Here is a 13,286-nt window from a genome sequence, read left to right as displayed (position 1 = left end):
GTCCATTTCCATGGCGAGTGACTGGGCCACTTTCGGGGCCGACCTCCATCTGGAACTCCGCGGCACCCGGCTCCGCGCCGGCCTCATGGACGCGCTGCGGGAGGCCGTCCGCAGCGGGCGGCTCGCTCCCGGCACCCGCCTGCCGTCCTCCCGGTCCCTCGCCGCCGACCTCGGCATGGCCCGCAACACCGTCGCCGACGCCTACGCCGAACTCGTCGCCGAGGGCTGGCTCACCGCCCGGCAGGGCTCCGGGACCCGCGTCGCCCGCCGGACCGCGCCCCGCCCCCCGGCCGCCGCCGTCCCGCCGTCGGCCGGCACCGTCCGCCGCCGCCCCGCCACGCCCGTGCACAACCTCAACTCGGGCACCCCCGACCTCGCCTCCTTCCCGCGCGCCGACTGGCTCAAGGCCTACCGCCGGGCGCTCACCGACGCCCCCAACGAGGCCTTCGGGTACGGCGATCCGCGCGGCAGGCCCGAGCTGCGCACCGCGCTCGCCGAGTACCTCGCCCGCGCCCGGGGCGTGCACGCCCGGCCCGAACGGATCGTGATCTGCGCGGGCTTCGTGCACGGCCTCATGCTCATCGGCCAGGTGCTGCGCGCCCGGGGCGTGCGGGACGTGGCCATCGAGTCGTACGGGCTCGACCTCCACGACGGCCTGCTGCGCCGGGCCGGGCTCGGCACGCCGGTCCTGGGCTTCGACGAACGCGGCACGAGGACCGGGGAGCTGGCCGGCCTCGACGGGTGCGGGGCCGTCCTGATGACGGCCGCCCACCAGTACCCGCTGGGCGGCGCCCTGCCCCCGGACCGGCGGGCGGAGGTCGTCGACTGGGCGCGCGCCTCCGGCGGCCTCGTCCTGGAGGACGACTACGACGGGGAGTTCCGCTACGACCGGAGGTCGGTCGGCGCGCTCCAGGGCCTCGACCCCGAGCGCGTCGCCTACCTGGGTACCGCGAGCAAGTCCCTCGCCCCCGGGCTCCGCCTGGCCTGGATGGTCCTGCCGCGGGACCTGGCGGTGGAGGTGGCGGAGGCGAAGGGGGCCGTGGGCTGGTCGTCGAGCACCCCGGACCAGCTGGCGTTCGCCGAGTTCCTGCGCTCGGGAGCGTACGACCGGCACGTACGGGCGATGCGGCTGCGCTACCGCCGCCGCCGCGACCAGCTGGTGGCGGCCGTCGCCGCGCATTCGCCGGAGACCCGGGTCAGCGGCATCGCCGCCGGGCTCCACGCCGTCCTGGCCCTGCCGCCCGGCACCGAACAGGCCACCCTGCGGGCCGCCGCCTGGCGCGGCCTCGCCGTCCAGGGCGTCAACACCTTCCGCCGCCCCACGGTCCCGCCCACCCTCGACGGCCTCGTCGTCGGCTACGCCACGCCGCCGGACAGCGGCTGGCAGGGCGCGCTCGGGGCGCTGTGCGGGGTGCTCCCGTGACGGGCGTCCTCAGGGGGTCTCCGCCGCCGGGTCGCGGCCCGGCTCCGGGGCCGGGGCCTCGCCGAAGCGGGCCAGTGTCAGGGAGCCCGCCACCGCCACCGCGAAGCCGGTGACCGCCAGCCAGCCGAACCCCTCCCGCGTGCTGTCCCCCAGCCAGGCCACCCCGACGATCGCCGGACCGACCGTCTCGCCCAGCACCGCGCCGGCCGTCGCCGTGGTCACCGAGCCGCGCTGCAACGCCGAGGTCAGCAGCAGGAAGGCGGCCCCGCCGCCGACCAGCAGCGCGTACCAGACCGGGTCGGTGAAGTCGATGCCGTCGATCAGCCGGACCGCCACCTCCACCACCCCGAAGCCGATGCCCGCCCCGAGCCCGAGGACCAGCGCCCGGGGCTTCTCCGGCAGCCGGCCCGCCGCCAGGCCGACCAGCAGGACCCCGAAGGCGATCACCAGGAGCGCCCAGTCCAGCACCTCGGAGGGCTCCCGGTGGCCCTCCTTGCCGGAGGCGAGCGCCAGCATCGCGAGCCCCAGGCAGACGACGCCCACGGCGGCCCACTCCACCCGGCTCAGCCGCACCCGCAGCACCCGGGAGGCGATGACCGCGGTCACCGCCAGACTCGCGGCCAGGGCCGCGCCCACCACGTAGATGGGCAGCGTCCGCAGGGCCACGATCTGGAGGACGAAGCCGAGACCGTCCATCCCGAGACCGGCGAGGTACCGCCACTGCCGCAGGGCCCGCCACATCAGCGCGACGTCGACCCCGCTGCCCGTCCCCGGCTCGGCGGCCCGGGCCGCCATCGCCTGGAGGACCGAGGCGGCGCCGAAGCAGACGGACGAGGCCAGCGCGCAAATCATCCCAAGGAGCACGAAGCGACTCTAGGGGGTGTCGTGTCGATCGGGCCGGATCAGGGAGCGGCGTCCGGTGCCGTGCATCGCAAGGCGGAGGAGGGAGGCATGGCTATGCCATGCCTCCCTCCTCCTCGGCCGCCAACGCGGCGAGGCGCGGTGCCGGACGCCGCGAGCCCGGCCCGATCGACAAGACGCCCCCTAGGGGCGTGCGGCCGGAAATCACCGGCCTACACTGTGCGGTCGCGACGGGGTCGCCAGGTGGCCGCGACGGTGAGGGGAAGGCGAGAGACATGCGCAGGCTGAGGTCGAGCACGGTCGTGCTCGGCGGGATGGGTGTGCTCGCGGCGACGATCACCGCGTGCGGTTCCGAACCGGACAAGCGGTGCGTCGACCCGCTGACCCGCGAGGAACTGCCGAGCTACGAGTGCCGGAGCGGCGGCGGCAGCGACGACGACGACGACGACAACGGCTCCACCCACCGCGGCTCGTACTACTACGGAGGCTCCGTCCGCGACAAGCGCGTCAGCGGCGGCAGCTTCGACCGGAAGGCCGTCGACACCGGCGGCTTCGGGTGCTCCGGCACCGGCGGCGGCTGAGGCGGGACCGGCACCGTGGAACGCCACACCATCGCACCCCGCGCCGGCTGGCAGGAGACGGTCGAGGAGCAGGGGCTCGTCTACCCGCTGACCCGCCACCCGGACGGTTCGCTGCGCCCGTACTGGGACGAGAGCGCGTACTACTCCTTCTCGCTGCCCGAGGTCGAGGCACTGGAGGAGGTCGTCGAGGAACTGCACGCGCTGAGCCTCGCGGCGGCCGCGCACATCGTCGAGAAGGACCGTTTCGCCGAGCTGGGGATCACCGACCCGAAGCTGGCGGGCCTGGTCGCCGAGTCCTGGCACCGGCGGGCCGAACTCCCCTCGCTCTACGGACGGTTCGACCTGCGCTACGACGGCACCGGCCCGGCGAAGATGCTGGAGTACAACGCCGACACCCCCACCTCGCTCGTCGAGGCCGCGAGCCCGCAGTGGTTCTGGATGGAGGAACGGTTCCCCGGCGCCGACCAGTGGAACTCGCTCCACGAGCGGCTCGTCGAGGCCTGGCGGCGGCAGGCACCGCTGCTCCCGCCCGGCCCCGTGCACTTCGCCCACTCGGACGGCGACGAGCTCGGCGAGGACCTGATGACGGTCGCGTACCTGCGCGAGACCGCCCAGCAGGCCGGACTCGACACCGAGGCGCTGTCCGTCGAGCGGATCGGCTGGGACCGGCTCTCGCGGCGCTTCGTGGACGACCGGCTCCGCTTCATCCGCAGCTGCTTCAAGCTCTACCCGTGGGAGTGGCTCACCACCGACCGCTTCGGCCGGCACGTCCTGGACACCCTCGACAACGGCGGCGGCACCGGCACCACCTGCTGGATCGAGCCCGCCTGGAAGATGCTGCTCTCCAACAAGGCGCTGCTCGCGATCCTGTGGGAGCTGAACCCGGGCCACCCCCACCTGCTCCCCGCGTACCTGGACGGGCCGCGCGAACTCGCCGCGACCACCGGCTGGGTCGCCAAGCCGCTGCTCGGCCGCGAGGGCGCGGGCATCACCCTGCACGAGGCCGGCACGGCGCCGTTCGTCCGGGACGGGGAGGCCTGCTGCTACCAGGAGCTGGCCCCGCTGCCCGACTTCGACGGCAACCGGGTGGTGCTCGGCGCGTGGGTCGTCGAGGACGAGGCGGCGGGGCTCGGCATCCGGGAGTCGGCGGGACCCGTCACCGACGAGTACGCCCGCTTCCTCCCGCACGTGATCCTCTGAGGCGCGTCCTACTCGGGGACGTAGTCGCGCAGCGGCGCCGGCGTCAGGCCCGCCGCCCGGGCCGCGTCCAGGGCCCGCTCCAGATCCTGCGTCACCGTCTCGTTGAAGTGCAGCAGGATGATGTCGCCGGGCCTGAGGGCCGGGGTCGGCGGGGTCCACCCGCCCCAGGTCGTGAGGTCGTACGTCCAGGTCACCAGGGCCTTCGCACCGCAGGCGCGGGCGGTGGTCCGGGTGGTCGCGTCGTACGTGCCGTACGGCGGGCGCAGCAGCCGGGGGCCGTCGCCGAATTGCGCGAGGTGCCGGTCCCGGGCCCCGCACACCTGCGCCTTCTGGCCCTCGGCGTCCAGCGCGGTCAGGTCGGGGTGGTCGACGGTGTGGTTCTCGACGCGGGAGCGGCCCTGGTCGAGCAGGGTGCGGAAGTAGCCGGAGTCGTACGCGTACGCGCCGGGGAGCAGGAACAGCGAGGCGGGCACCCGGCGGTCGAGGAGCAGCCGCGCCGCGGCGGGGTCGTGGTTCCAGCCGTCGTCGAGGGTGATGAAGACGACCGGGTCGGTGGTCTCCACGCGGGAGACCACCGGGACGGGCTCGGGCCAGGCCGCCGGGGCGGCGTGCGCGGGTCCGGCGAACGCGCCGAGGAGCGCGAGCGGGACGAGGGCGGCGAGCGCGGCACGCGGGGCGCGACGCAGACGGAGTCTCGGCATGGCGGCATCATTGGCCTAGACCAAGTGCCGTGTCAATGAGCCGAGTTGCCCCCGGACCGCCCACCCGGAACCGGATCCCGCCGGTCCACGGCCGGGACCCCTCCGGTCCGTCGCCGGGACCCCTCCGGTCCGTCGCCGGGACCCCCGTCGCTTTGGTGGCCGGGACCGTGGGGGACGGGGGCCGTCCCTTCCGTGGCCGGGCCCGACGGGCCCCGTCACGGCGCCCGCGCGGCCCCCGTCACTCCGAGAGAACTCCCCTCAACTGCTCCAGCCCCCAGTCCAGATCCTCCTTCGAGACCACCAGCGGCGGAGCGATCCGGATCGTCGACCCGTGCGTGTCCTTCACCAGGACGCCCCGCTCCATCAGCCGTTCCGAGATCTCCCGGCCCGTGCCCCGCGCGGGCGCGATGTCGACCCCCGCCCACAGCCCGCGGCCCCGCACCGCCTCCACCGCGCCGCCGCCCACGAGCAGCCCCAGCTCCGCGTGGAGGTGCTCGCCCAGCTCCGCCGCCCGCTCCTGGTACTCGCCCGTCCGCAGCATCGCGATCACCTCCAGGGCCACCGCGCACGCCAGCGGGTTCCCGCCGAACGTCGACCCGTGCTCGCCCGGCCGGAACACCCCGAGCACGTCACGGTCGGCCACCACCGCCGACACCGGCACCACCCCGCCGCCCAGCGCCTTCCCCAGGATGTAGACGTCCGGCACCACGCCGTCGTGCTCGCACGCGAACGTCCGCCCCGTCCGGCCCAGCCCCGACTGGATCTCGTCCGCCATGAACAGCACGTTCCGCCGGCGCGTCAGTTCCCGGACCCCCGCCAGATAGCCGGCCGGCGGCACCAGGACCCCCGCCTCCCCCTGGATCGGCTCCAGCAGCACCGCCACCGTGTTCTCGGTGACCGCCGCCTCCATCGCCGTCAGGTCCCCGTACGGCACGATCTCGAACCCCGGCGTGTACGGCCCGAAGTGGTCCCGCGCCTCGTGGTCCGTCGAGAAGCTCACGATCGTCGTCGTCCGGCCGTGGAAGTTGTTCGCCGCCACCACGATCTTCGCGTGCCCGTCCGGCACGCCCTTGACCTCGTACCCCCACTTCCGGGCGGTCTTCACGGCCGTCTCGACCGCCTCCGCCCCCGTGTTCATCGGCAGCACCGCCTCCTTGCCGCACAGCTCCGCGAGCCGCGCGCAGAACTCGGCGAACCGGTCGTGGTGGAAGGCGCGCGAGGTCAGCGTCACCCGCTCCAGCTGCGCCTTCGCCGCGTCGATCAGACGCCGGTTGCCGTGCCCGAAGTTGAGCGCCGAGTACCCGGCGAGCAGGTCGAGGTAGCGGCGGCCCTCGACATCGGTCATCCAGGCCCCGTCCGCCGAGGCGACGACGACCGGAAGGGGGTGGTAGTTGTGCGCGCTGTGCGCGTCCGCGGCAGCGATCGCGTCTTCTGTCCTCGACACGGGATCTCCGTTCGTCCTGCGGCTCGGGGGTACGTATGGCCCCTTTCTTATCGTCGCTCGTATGCCGGACGGGGAAACCTCGGCGACGGCACGCCAGCTACCCTGGAATCACGCACGGCGACTGGCGTACGGGGAAGCGACCCCGGGGAAGCCGTGCGCGCTCCACCACACGAGGTGCCGCTCGCCTGGGCATCACGGGCCCCAGGTCCCGTGCGCACCTCAGCCCCGGGACCGTTCCGCCGAACGCCCGGAGGACAGACCATGACCGACCCCGCGCAGCACCCCGCGCTCACCGCGGCCGACCCCGAGCTCGCCGCCCTCGTCGGCGCCGAGGAGCGGCTCCAGGCCGAGACCCTGCGGCTCATCCCCAGCGAGAACTACGTCTCCGCCGCCGTGCTCGAAGCCTCCGGCACGGTCCTCCAGAACAAGTACAGCGAGGGCTACCCCGGCCGCCGCTACTACGAGGGCCAGCAGAACGTCGACCAGGTCGAGACCCTCGCGATCGAGCGCGCCAAGGCCCTCTTCGGCGTCGACCACGCCAACGTCCAGCCCTACTCCGGCTCCCCGGCCAACCTCGCCGTGTACCTCGCCTTCGCGCAGCCCGGCGACACCGTCATGGGCATGGCCCTGCCCATGGGCGGCCACCTCACCCACGGCTGGGGCGTCTCCGCCACCGGCAGCTGGTTCCGCGGCGTCCAGTACGGCGTCCGCCAGGACACCGGTCTCATCGACTTCGACGAGGTCCGGGAGCTCGCCCTCAAGGAGCGCCCGAAGGTCATCTTCTGCGGCGGCACCGCGCTGCCCCGCACCATCGACTTCGCCTCCTTCGGCGAGATCGCCCGCGAGTCCGGCGCCGTGCTCGTCGCCGACGTCGCCCACATCGCCGGCCTGATCGCGGGCGGCGCCCACCCGTCCCCCGTCGGGCACGTGGACGTCGTCTCCACGACCACCCACAAGACCCTCCGCGGCCCGCGCGGCGCCATGCTCATGTCCCGCGAGGAGCACGCCAGGGCCCTCGACAAGGCCGTCTTCCCCGGCCTCCAGGGCGGCCCGCACAACCAGACCACCGCCGCCATCGCCGTCGCCCTCCGCGAGGCCTCCCAGCCTGCCTTCCGCGACTACGCCCACGCCGTCGTGGCCAACGCCCGGGCCCTCGCCGAGGCGCTCCTCGCGCGCGGCTTCGACCTGGTCTCCGGCGGCACCGACAACCACCTGATCCTGATCGACCTGACCCCCAAGCGGGTCCCCGGCAAGATCGCCGCGAAGGCCCTCGACCGCGCCGGGATCGTCGTCAACTACAACACCGTCCCCTACGACCCCCGGAAGCCCTTCGACCCGTCCGGCATCCGCATCGGCACCCCGTCCCTCACCTCCCGCGGCCTCACCGCGGAGCACATGGACCAGGTCGCCGAGTGGATCGACCGCGCCGTCACCGCCGCCGGCACCGGCGACGAGGACGCCCTGCGCGCCGTCCGCGCCGAGGTCGCCGACCTGATGGCCGCCCACCCGGCCCCCGGCCTGCCCGTCTGACGGCCGCCGGACGCCGGTGCCGCGTCCGGCACCGGCGCCCGGCAGGTCGCCGAGGGGACGGCCCGTCACAGACGCCCGGCACGTCACCGAGGGCCTGCCCGGCGCCCGCGCCCGAGCCCACCGCCGCCCCCGCGGCCGGCCTCCCGATACGTCACCGAGCGCCCGCCCCCGGTGTGTTCCTGGTCTCATCGGCGGCGGTCCGCGGCCGCTCCGGGCGGAGCGCCGACGCCCCTCGGCCCACCGGCAGTCGGGGATCGCCTCCCGCACCTGAGAGAATGATGTGCATGGCCTCTGACAGTCCCCGTGTGCTCTCCGGAATCCAGCCCACCGCAGGCTCGTTCCACCTCGGCAACTACCTCGGCGCCGTCCGCCAGTGGGTCGCCCTCCAGGAGACCCACGACGCCTTCTACATGGTCGTCGACCTGCACGCGATCACGGTCCCGCAGGACCCCGCCGAGCTCCGCGCCAACACCCGGCTCGCCGCCGCCCAGCTGCTCGCCGCGGGCCTCGACCCGGAGCGCTGCACCCTCTTCGTCCAGAGCCACGTCCCCGAGCACGCCCAGCTCGGCTGGGTCATGAACTGCCTCACCGGCTTCGGCGAGGCCTCCCGCATGACCCAGTTCAAGGACAAGTCCGCCAAGCAGGGCGCCGACCGCGCCACCGTCGGCCTCTTCACCTACCCGATCCTCCAGGTCGCGGACATCCTGCTCTACCAGGCCAACGAGGTCCCGGTCGGCGAGGACCAGCGCCAGCACATCGAGCTGACCCGCGACCTCGCGGAGCGCTTCAACGGCCGCTTCGGCGAGACGTTCACGGTCCCGAAGCCGTACATCCTCAAGGAGACGGCGAAGATCTTCGACCTCCAGGACCCGACGATCAAGATGAGCAAGTCGGCGTCCTCGCCGAAGGGCCTGATCAACCTCCTGGACGACCCGAAGGCCACCGCGAAGAAGGTCAAGAGCGCGGTCACCGACACCGACACGGTGATCCGCTTCGACCCGGAGCACAAGGCCGGCGTCTCCAACCTCCTCACCATCATGTCCACGCTCACCGCCACCTCGGTCGAGGACCTGGAGAAGAGCTACGAGGGCAAGATGTACGGCGCGCTGAAGACGGATCTCGCCGAGGTCATGGTGGACTTCGTCACGCCCTTCCGGGCCCGCACCCAGGAATACCTGGACGACCCGGAGACGCTGGACTCGGTCCTGGCCAAGGGAGCCGAGAAGGCCCGCGCGGTCGCCGCGGAGACGCTGGCCCAGACGTACGACCGGATGGGCTTCCTGCCCGCCAAGCACTGAGTCCGAGGACCCTGGCCACGAGGGTGGTGCAGGCCGCACACTGGCGGCTGCACCACCGCACACCGACCCGACGAAGGACGACGGAGGAGAACGACGTGGGGACCGTAACGCTCGGCGTTTCGATCGCGGTCCCGGAGCCCTACGGCAGCCTGCTCCAGGAGCGGCGCGCCGGCTTCGGGGACCAGGCCGCGTACGGCATCCCCACGCACGTCACCCTGGTCCCGCCGACCGAGGTCCCCGAGGAGCGGCTGCCGGAGATCGAGGCGCACCTCGCGGACGTGGCCGCCGACCACGAGCCGTTCCCGGTGCGCCTCCGGGGCACCGGCACCTTCCGCCCGCTCTCCCCGGTCGTCTTCGTGAAGCTCGCCGAGGGCGTGCCCCACTGCAACCGGCTCCAGCAGCGGATCCGGGACGAGGCCGGACCCCTGGTGCGCGAGCTCCACTTCCCTTACCACCCGCACGTCACCGTGGCGCACGGCATCTCCGAGGAGGGGATGGACCGGGCGTACGAGGAGCTCGCCGGGTACGAGGCGGCCTGGACCTGCCGCTCCTTCGCGCTGTACGAGCAGGGCCCGGACGGGGTCTGGCGGAAGCTGTACGACTACGAGTTCGGCAGCGGCCGCCCGATCTCGGCCGTCCCCGCGCAGGGCGGCAGCCCGGTGGACACCCCGACGCCGACGGCGTAGCGCGGGTCCGGAGGATCACACCGGCAGCCGTCGATCGCACCGGCAGCCGTCGATCACACCGGCAGGCGCCGGAAGAGCGGCCTCGGTACGTGCCGCACGGCCGCCATTACCATCCGCAGCGCCCCCGGCACCCACACCGTCTCCGAACGCCGCCGCAGGCCCAGCTCGATCGCGCCCGCGACCGCCTCCGGGGTCGTCGCGAGCGGCGCCCGGGCGAGCCCGGCCGTCATCCTCGACCGCACGAACCCGGGCCGTACGACCATGACGTGCACCCCCGTGCCGTGCAGCGCGTCCCCGAGGCCCTGGGCGAAGGCGTCGAGCCCCGCCTTCGACGAGCCGTAGATGAAGTCCGCGCGGCGGGCCCGCTCGCCCGCCACCGAGGAGAGCACCACCAGCGAACCGTGCCCCTGCGCCTGGAGCGCGCCCGCGCACACCAGACCCGCCGAGACGGCGCCCGTGTAGTTGGTCTGCGCGACCCGGACCGCCGCGACCGGGTCGGACTCGTCCCGCGCCTGGTCGCCGAGGACCCCGAACGCGAGCAGCACCATGTCGATGTCGCCCTCGGTGAAGACCTTCCCGAGGCGCTCCTCGTGCGACGCGGTGTCGAGCGCGTCGAAGGGTACGGTGCGGACCTCCGCCCCCAGCGCGCGCAGCGAGTCGGCGGCGGCCGCGAGCGCGGGGGAGGGGCGGCCGGCCAGCCAGACCGTACGGGTGCGGCGCGCGATCAGCCGGCGGGCGGTGGCGAGCCCGATCTCGGAGGTGCCGCCGAGGACGAGCAGGGACTGCGGGGCACCGAAGGCGTCCTTCAACGGGAGCTCCTGGAGGGCTGGAGACGGAGACGGCGGGCCAGGTCCGAGGTGAAGACGGACCGGGGGTCGAGCGCGGCGCGCAGCTCCCGGAACTCGTCGAGGCGCGGATACATCGCGGCCAGAAGCTCCGGCCGGACCCGGGAGTCCCTGGCGAGGTAGACCCGGCCGCCCGCACCCGCGACCTCCTCGTCGAGCTCGTCGAGGAAGCGGCCGAGGCCGGGGAGACCGAGGGGGAGGTCGAGGGCGAGCGTCCAGCCGGGGAGGGGGAAGGAGAGCCAACCGGGATCGGCCGCGCCGAACCGTTTCAGGACGGCGGGGAAGGACGGGCAGCGCCGGTCCGCGAGGCGCCGCACGATCCGCCGGAGCGTCTCCTCCCGCCCGTACGGGACGACGAACTGGTACGGGAGGAGGCCGCCGGGCCCGTACACCCGGTTCCAGTGCGGGACGGCGTCGAGCGGGTGGAAGAAGGCCGGCACGGACTGGAGGCGGCCGGTCGTGGCGCGCGGCGCCCCGCGGTACCAGAGCTCGTTGAGGAGGCCGACGGAGGCGCGGCCGAGGAGCCCGCCGGGGAGGTGCGGCGGCGGCGCGGGCAGCCGGACCGGCCGGAAGGCGAGCGGTGCGCGGCGGGCCCGGTGGCGGCGGGGCAGCGTGTCGTACGGGGCGTGGTCGCCGCGCGTGAGGACGGCGCGGCCGGTGGCGGAGCCGCGCGCGAGCAGGTCGATCCAGGCGACCGAGTAGCGGTACGCGTGGTCGCCCGCGGTGAGCCGGGCCATCAGCTCGTCGAGGTCGGGGACGCGTTCGGTGTCCACGCGCAGGAGGGAGGTCTCGACGGGCAGCAGCCGCAGGGTGGCGGAGAGGATCACGCCGGTCAGGCCCATGCCGCCGGTGGTGGCGTCGAAGAGCGGGGTCCCGGGCGTCACGGTCCGGATCTCGCCGTCGGCGGTGAGGAGTTCGAGCGCCGTGACGTGACGGCCGAAGGAGCCCGAGACGTGGTGGTTCCCGCCGTGGACGTCGGCGGCGATCGCGCCGCCGACGGTCACGTACCGGGTGCCGGGGGTGACCGGCACGAACCAGCCGAGCGGCAGCAGGGTCTCCATCAGCCGGTGCAGGCTGACGCCCGCCTCGCAGACGACGAACCCGGCGGCGGTGTCGACGGCGAGGATCCGGTCGAGACCGGTCATGTCGAGGACGGTGCCGCCGGCGTTCTGCGCGGCGTCGCCGTAGGCACGGCCGAGCCCCCGGGCGACGGCGCCGCGGGGCCCGCAGGCGAGGGCGGCCTCGACGGCCTCGGCGTGTCCCCGGGGGCGCAGCAGGCGCGCGAGGGTGGGGGCGGTGCGGCCCCAGCCGGTGATCGCCTCGCAGTCGTCGTCCAGGACACGGGTCTCGACAGCCATGAGGGTGACCGTATAGCCGGTTCTGTGGCTTATGCCGGTATTGGCGGGCGGTTCGTCGAAAGGGGTGATTAAAGGAGTGTCGGGAAAGGTGGCGGCGGGACGGCCTGGGCCGCCGTCATCGGCCCCGTACGGGCCGCGGCGTACGGAATGTCGGTCGCGGGCATGCGGGCTCCGACGGGAGATTCTCGTACCCGGTTGATCCGACGGCGGAGGAGAAGACGTACGACATGGACTGGCTGACCAAACTCCCCGTCATCGGCCCGTGGGTGGCCCGCTTCATGCGGACCCACGCGTGGCGCTCGTACGAGACCCTCGACGAAGCCCACTGGACCCGCCTCGCAGCCGCGATCACCTTCATCTCCTTCCTCGCCCTCTTCCCGCTGATCACGGTCGCCGCCGCCATCGGCGCCGCGCTCCTCAGCCGCGACCAGCTCGACACGATCGAGGACAAGCTCGCCGACCAGGTGCCCGGCATCTCCGACCAGCTCGACATCGGCGGGCTCGTCGCGAACGCCGGCACCGTCGGACTCGTCGCCGGCGCCCTGCTGCTCCTCACCGGCATCAGCTGGGTCGGCTCGATGCGGGAGTGCCTGCGCGCCGTCTGGGGCCTCGAAGCCGTCGAGGGCAACCCGATCCTCCTCAAGGGCAAGGACGGGCTCGTCCTCGTCGGCCTCGGCGGCGTCGCGCTCGCCTCGCTCGCCGCGTCCTGGCTCGGGTCCACCGCCGTCGGCTGGAGCGCCGACCACCTCGGCATCTCCGGCGAGGGAGCGGGCGGCTATCTGCTCCAGGCGGCCGCCGTCCTCGTCGGCGTCGTCGCCGACTTCCTGATCCTGCTGTACGTGCTGACGCTGCTGCCGGGAGTCGAACCGCGCCGCCGGGACCTCGTGGTCGCGGCACTCATGGGCGCGATCGGCTTCGAACTGCTGAAGCTGCTGCTCGGCGGCTACATGAAGGGCGTCGCGGCGAAGTCGATGTACGGGGCGTTCGGCGTGCCGATCGCCCTGCTCCTCTGGATCAACTTCACCGCGAAGCTCCTGCTGTTCTGCGCGGCCTGGACGGCTACGAACTCACGTCCGAGGACGACTCCCGCCGCTCCGGAGACCCCGGACCCTGCCCCGGAGACCCCGAGTCGGTCTCCTGAGACCCCGAGCCCTGCTCCTGGGACTCCTCGGACTCCGGGTCCGTCTCCGGACGGCGGCGACGTGCCGCCGACGCGGCCCGCGGCCAGCGCCGGTTGACGAGGAAGACGGCCGCGGCCAGCAGGACGAGGACCCCGCCCGCCACGCCCAGCGCGATGCCGACCCCGCCGGACCGCCCGGCGGCGGTCGCGTGGACCGGACCCTCCGGGGTGCCCTTGCC

Annotated in this window: 12 protein-coding genes and 1 riboswitch; of the genes, 7 read left to right on the top strand and 5 right to left on the bottom strand. The window is 73.9% G+C overall.

The annotated features are described in order from the left end of the window. Positions 1-10 precede the first annotated feature (10 nt). Positions 11-1,423 carry a PLP-dependent aminotransferase family protein gene (locus tag ACFYXU_RS03990; protein ID WP_389456423.1) on the top strand — a complete coding sequence of 471 codons (1,413 nt, stop codon included), beginning with the start codon at positions 11-13 and terminating at the stop codon, positions 1,421-1,423. Positions 1,424-1,432: 9 nt separating this feature from the next. On the opposite strand, the gene ACFYXU_RS03985 is transcribed toward ACFYXU_RS03990, so the two are convergent. Then, a complete protein-coding gene (locus ACFYXU_RS03985) occupies positions 1,433-2,275 on the bottom strand; it encodes a hypothetical protein (protein WP_389407430.1) in 843 nt (280 codons plus the stop codon). A 284-nt stretch (positions 2,276-2,559) separates the two neighbouring features. Here ACFYXU_RS03985 and ACFYXU_RS03980 point away from each other — a divergent pair, with 284 nt between their 5' ends. Together ACFYXU_RS03980 and ACFYXU_RS03975 are read left to right on the top strand one after the other, a co-directional pair. Further along, positions 2,560-2,865: a hypothetical protein gene (locus tag ACFYXU_RS03980; RefSeq protein WP_389456421.1), complete on the top strand. Its 306-nt coding sequence runs from the start codon at positions 2,560-2,562 to the stop codon at positions 2,863-2,865. A gap of 15 nt (positions 2,866-2,880) precedes the next feature. Next, positions 2,881-4,065, top strand: coding sequence for a glutathionylspermidine synthase family protein (locus tag ACFYXU_RS03975; protein WP_389407428.1), 1,185 nt, complete (start codon positions 2,881-2,883; stop codon positions 4,063-4,065). Between the two features lie 8 nt (positions 4,066-4,073). Here ACFYXU_RS03975 and ACFYXU_RS03970 read toward each other — a convergent pair whose 3' ends face one another. Both ACFYXU_RS03970 and rocD read right to left on the bottom strand, forming a co-directional pair. Further along, positions 4,074-4,766: a polysaccharide deacetylase family protein gene (locus ACFYXU_RS03970; protein WP_389456419.1), complete on the bottom strand. Its 693-nt coding sequence runs from the start codon at positions 4,764-4,766 to the stop codon at positions 4,074-4,076. A 238-nt stretch (positions 4,767-5,004) separates the two neighbouring features. Further along, positions 5,005-6,210, bottom strand: coding sequence for an ornithine--oxo-acid transaminase (gene rocD, locus ACFYXU_RS03965; RefSeq protein WP_389456417.1), 1,206 nt, complete (start codon positions 6,208-6,210; stop codon positions 5,005-5,007). Between the two features lie 107 nt (positions 6,211-6,317). Continuing rightward, positions 6,318-6,408, top strand: a riboswitch (ZMP/ZTP riboswitch). A gap of 63 nt (positions 6,409-6,471) precedes the next feature. Between rocD and glyA the strand changes: the two genes are divergently transcribed. The 3 genes from glyA to ACFYXU_RS03950 all read left to right on the top strand — a co-directional run bounded on the left by glyA (position 6,472) and on the right by ACFYXU_RS03950 (position 9,724). Beyond that, positions 6,472-7,740, top strand: a complete 1,269-nt coding sequence (gene glyA / locus ACFYXU_RS03960) for a serine hydroxymethyltransferase (protein WP_389407426.1) — start codon at positions 6,472-6,474, stop codon at positions 7,738-7,740. A gap of 284 nt (positions 7,741-8,024) precedes the next feature. Beyond that, positions 8,025-9,038: a tryptophan--tRNA ligase gene (trpS, locus tag ACFYXU_RS03955; protein ID WP_376507733.1), complete on the top strand. Its 1,014-nt coding sequence runs from the start codon at positions 8,025-8,027 to the stop codon at positions 9,036-9,038. 95 nt (positions 9,039-9,133) lie between these two features. Beyond that, a complete protein-coding gene (locus ACFYXU_RS03950) occupies positions 9,134-9,724 on the top strand; it encodes a 2'-5' RNA ligase family protein (protein ID WP_389456415.1) in 591 nt (196 codons plus the stop codon). A gap of 53 nt (positions 9,725-9,777) precedes the next feature. On the opposite strand, the gene ACFYXU_RS03945 is transcribed toward ACFYXU_RS03950, so the two are convergent. After that, the gene (locus ACFYXU_RS03945) at positions 9,778-10,533 is read right to left on the bottom strand and encodes a decaprenylphospho-beta-D-erythro-pentofuranosid-2-ulose 2-reductase (protein ID WP_389456413.1); all 756 of its coding nucleotides are present in this window, start codon (positions 10,531-10,533) and stop codon (positions 9,778-9,780) included. Then, entirely contained in the window at positions 10,530-11,927 is a 1,398-nt protein-coding gene (locus tag ACFYXU_RS03940) for an FAD-binding protein (protein ID WP_389456411.1), read from the bottom strand. The genes ACFYXU_RS03945 and ACFYXU_RS03940 overlap by 4 nt, the downstream gene beginning before the upstream one ends. Before the next feature lie 227 nt (positions 11,928-12,154). Here ACFYXU_RS03940 and ACFYXU_RS03935 point away from each other — a divergent pair, with 227 nt between their 5' ends. Continuing rightward, a complete protein-coding gene (locus ACFYXU_RS03935) occupies positions 12,155-13,165 on the top strand; it encodes a YhjD/YihY/BrkB family envelope integrity protein (RefSeq protein WP_389456409.1) in 1,011 nt (336 codons plus the stop codon). The last annotated feature ends 121 nt before the right edge of the window (positions 13,166-13,286 follow it).

Source organism: Streptomyces sp. NPDC002232, assembly GCF_042890295.1.
Classification (GTDB): Bacteria; Actinomycetota; Actinomycetes; order Streptomycetales; family Streptomycetaceae; genus Streptomyces.
The sequence above is the reverse complement of the archived record's forward strand: the minus strand, read 5'-3'. Positions and strand labels throughout refer to the sequence as shown.

Excerpts from the sequence above, each read along its gene's own strand:
- ACFYXU_RS03980 (WP_389456421.1), top strand. The coding sequence starts at position 2,560 with ATGCGCAGGCTGAGGTCGAGCACGGTCGTGCTCGGCGGGATGGGTGTG.
- glyA (WP_389407426.1), top strand. The coding sequence starts at position 6,472 with ATGACCGACCCCGCGCAGCACCCCGCGCTCACCGCGGCCGACCCCGAG.
- ACFYXU_RS03990 (WP_389456423.1), top strand. The coding sequence starts at position 11 with ATGGCGAGTGACTGGGCCACTTTCGGGGCCGACCTCCATCTGGAACTC.
- ACFYXU_RS03935 (WP_389456409.1), top strand. The coding sequence starts at position 12,155 with ATGGACTGGCTGACCAAACTCCCCGTCATCGGCCCGTGGGTGGCCCGC.
- ACFYXU_RS03970 (WP_389456419.1), bottom strand. The coding sequence starts at position 4,766 with ATGCCGAGACTCCGTCTGCGTCGCGCCCCGCGTGCCGCGCTCGCCGCC.
- ACFYXU_RS03940 (WP_389456411.1), bottom strand. The coding sequence starts at position 11,927 with ATGGCTGTCGAGACCCGTGTCCTGGACGACGACTGCGAGGCGATCACC.
- trpS (WP_376507733.1), top strand. The coding sequence starts at position 8,025 with ATGGCCTCTGACAGTCCCCGTGTGCTCTCCGGAATCCAGCCCACCGCA.
- ACFYXU_RS03985 (WP_389407430.1), bottom strand. The coding sequence starts at position 2,275 with ATGATTTGCGCGCTGGCCTCGTCCGTCTGCTTCGGCGCCGCCTCGGTC.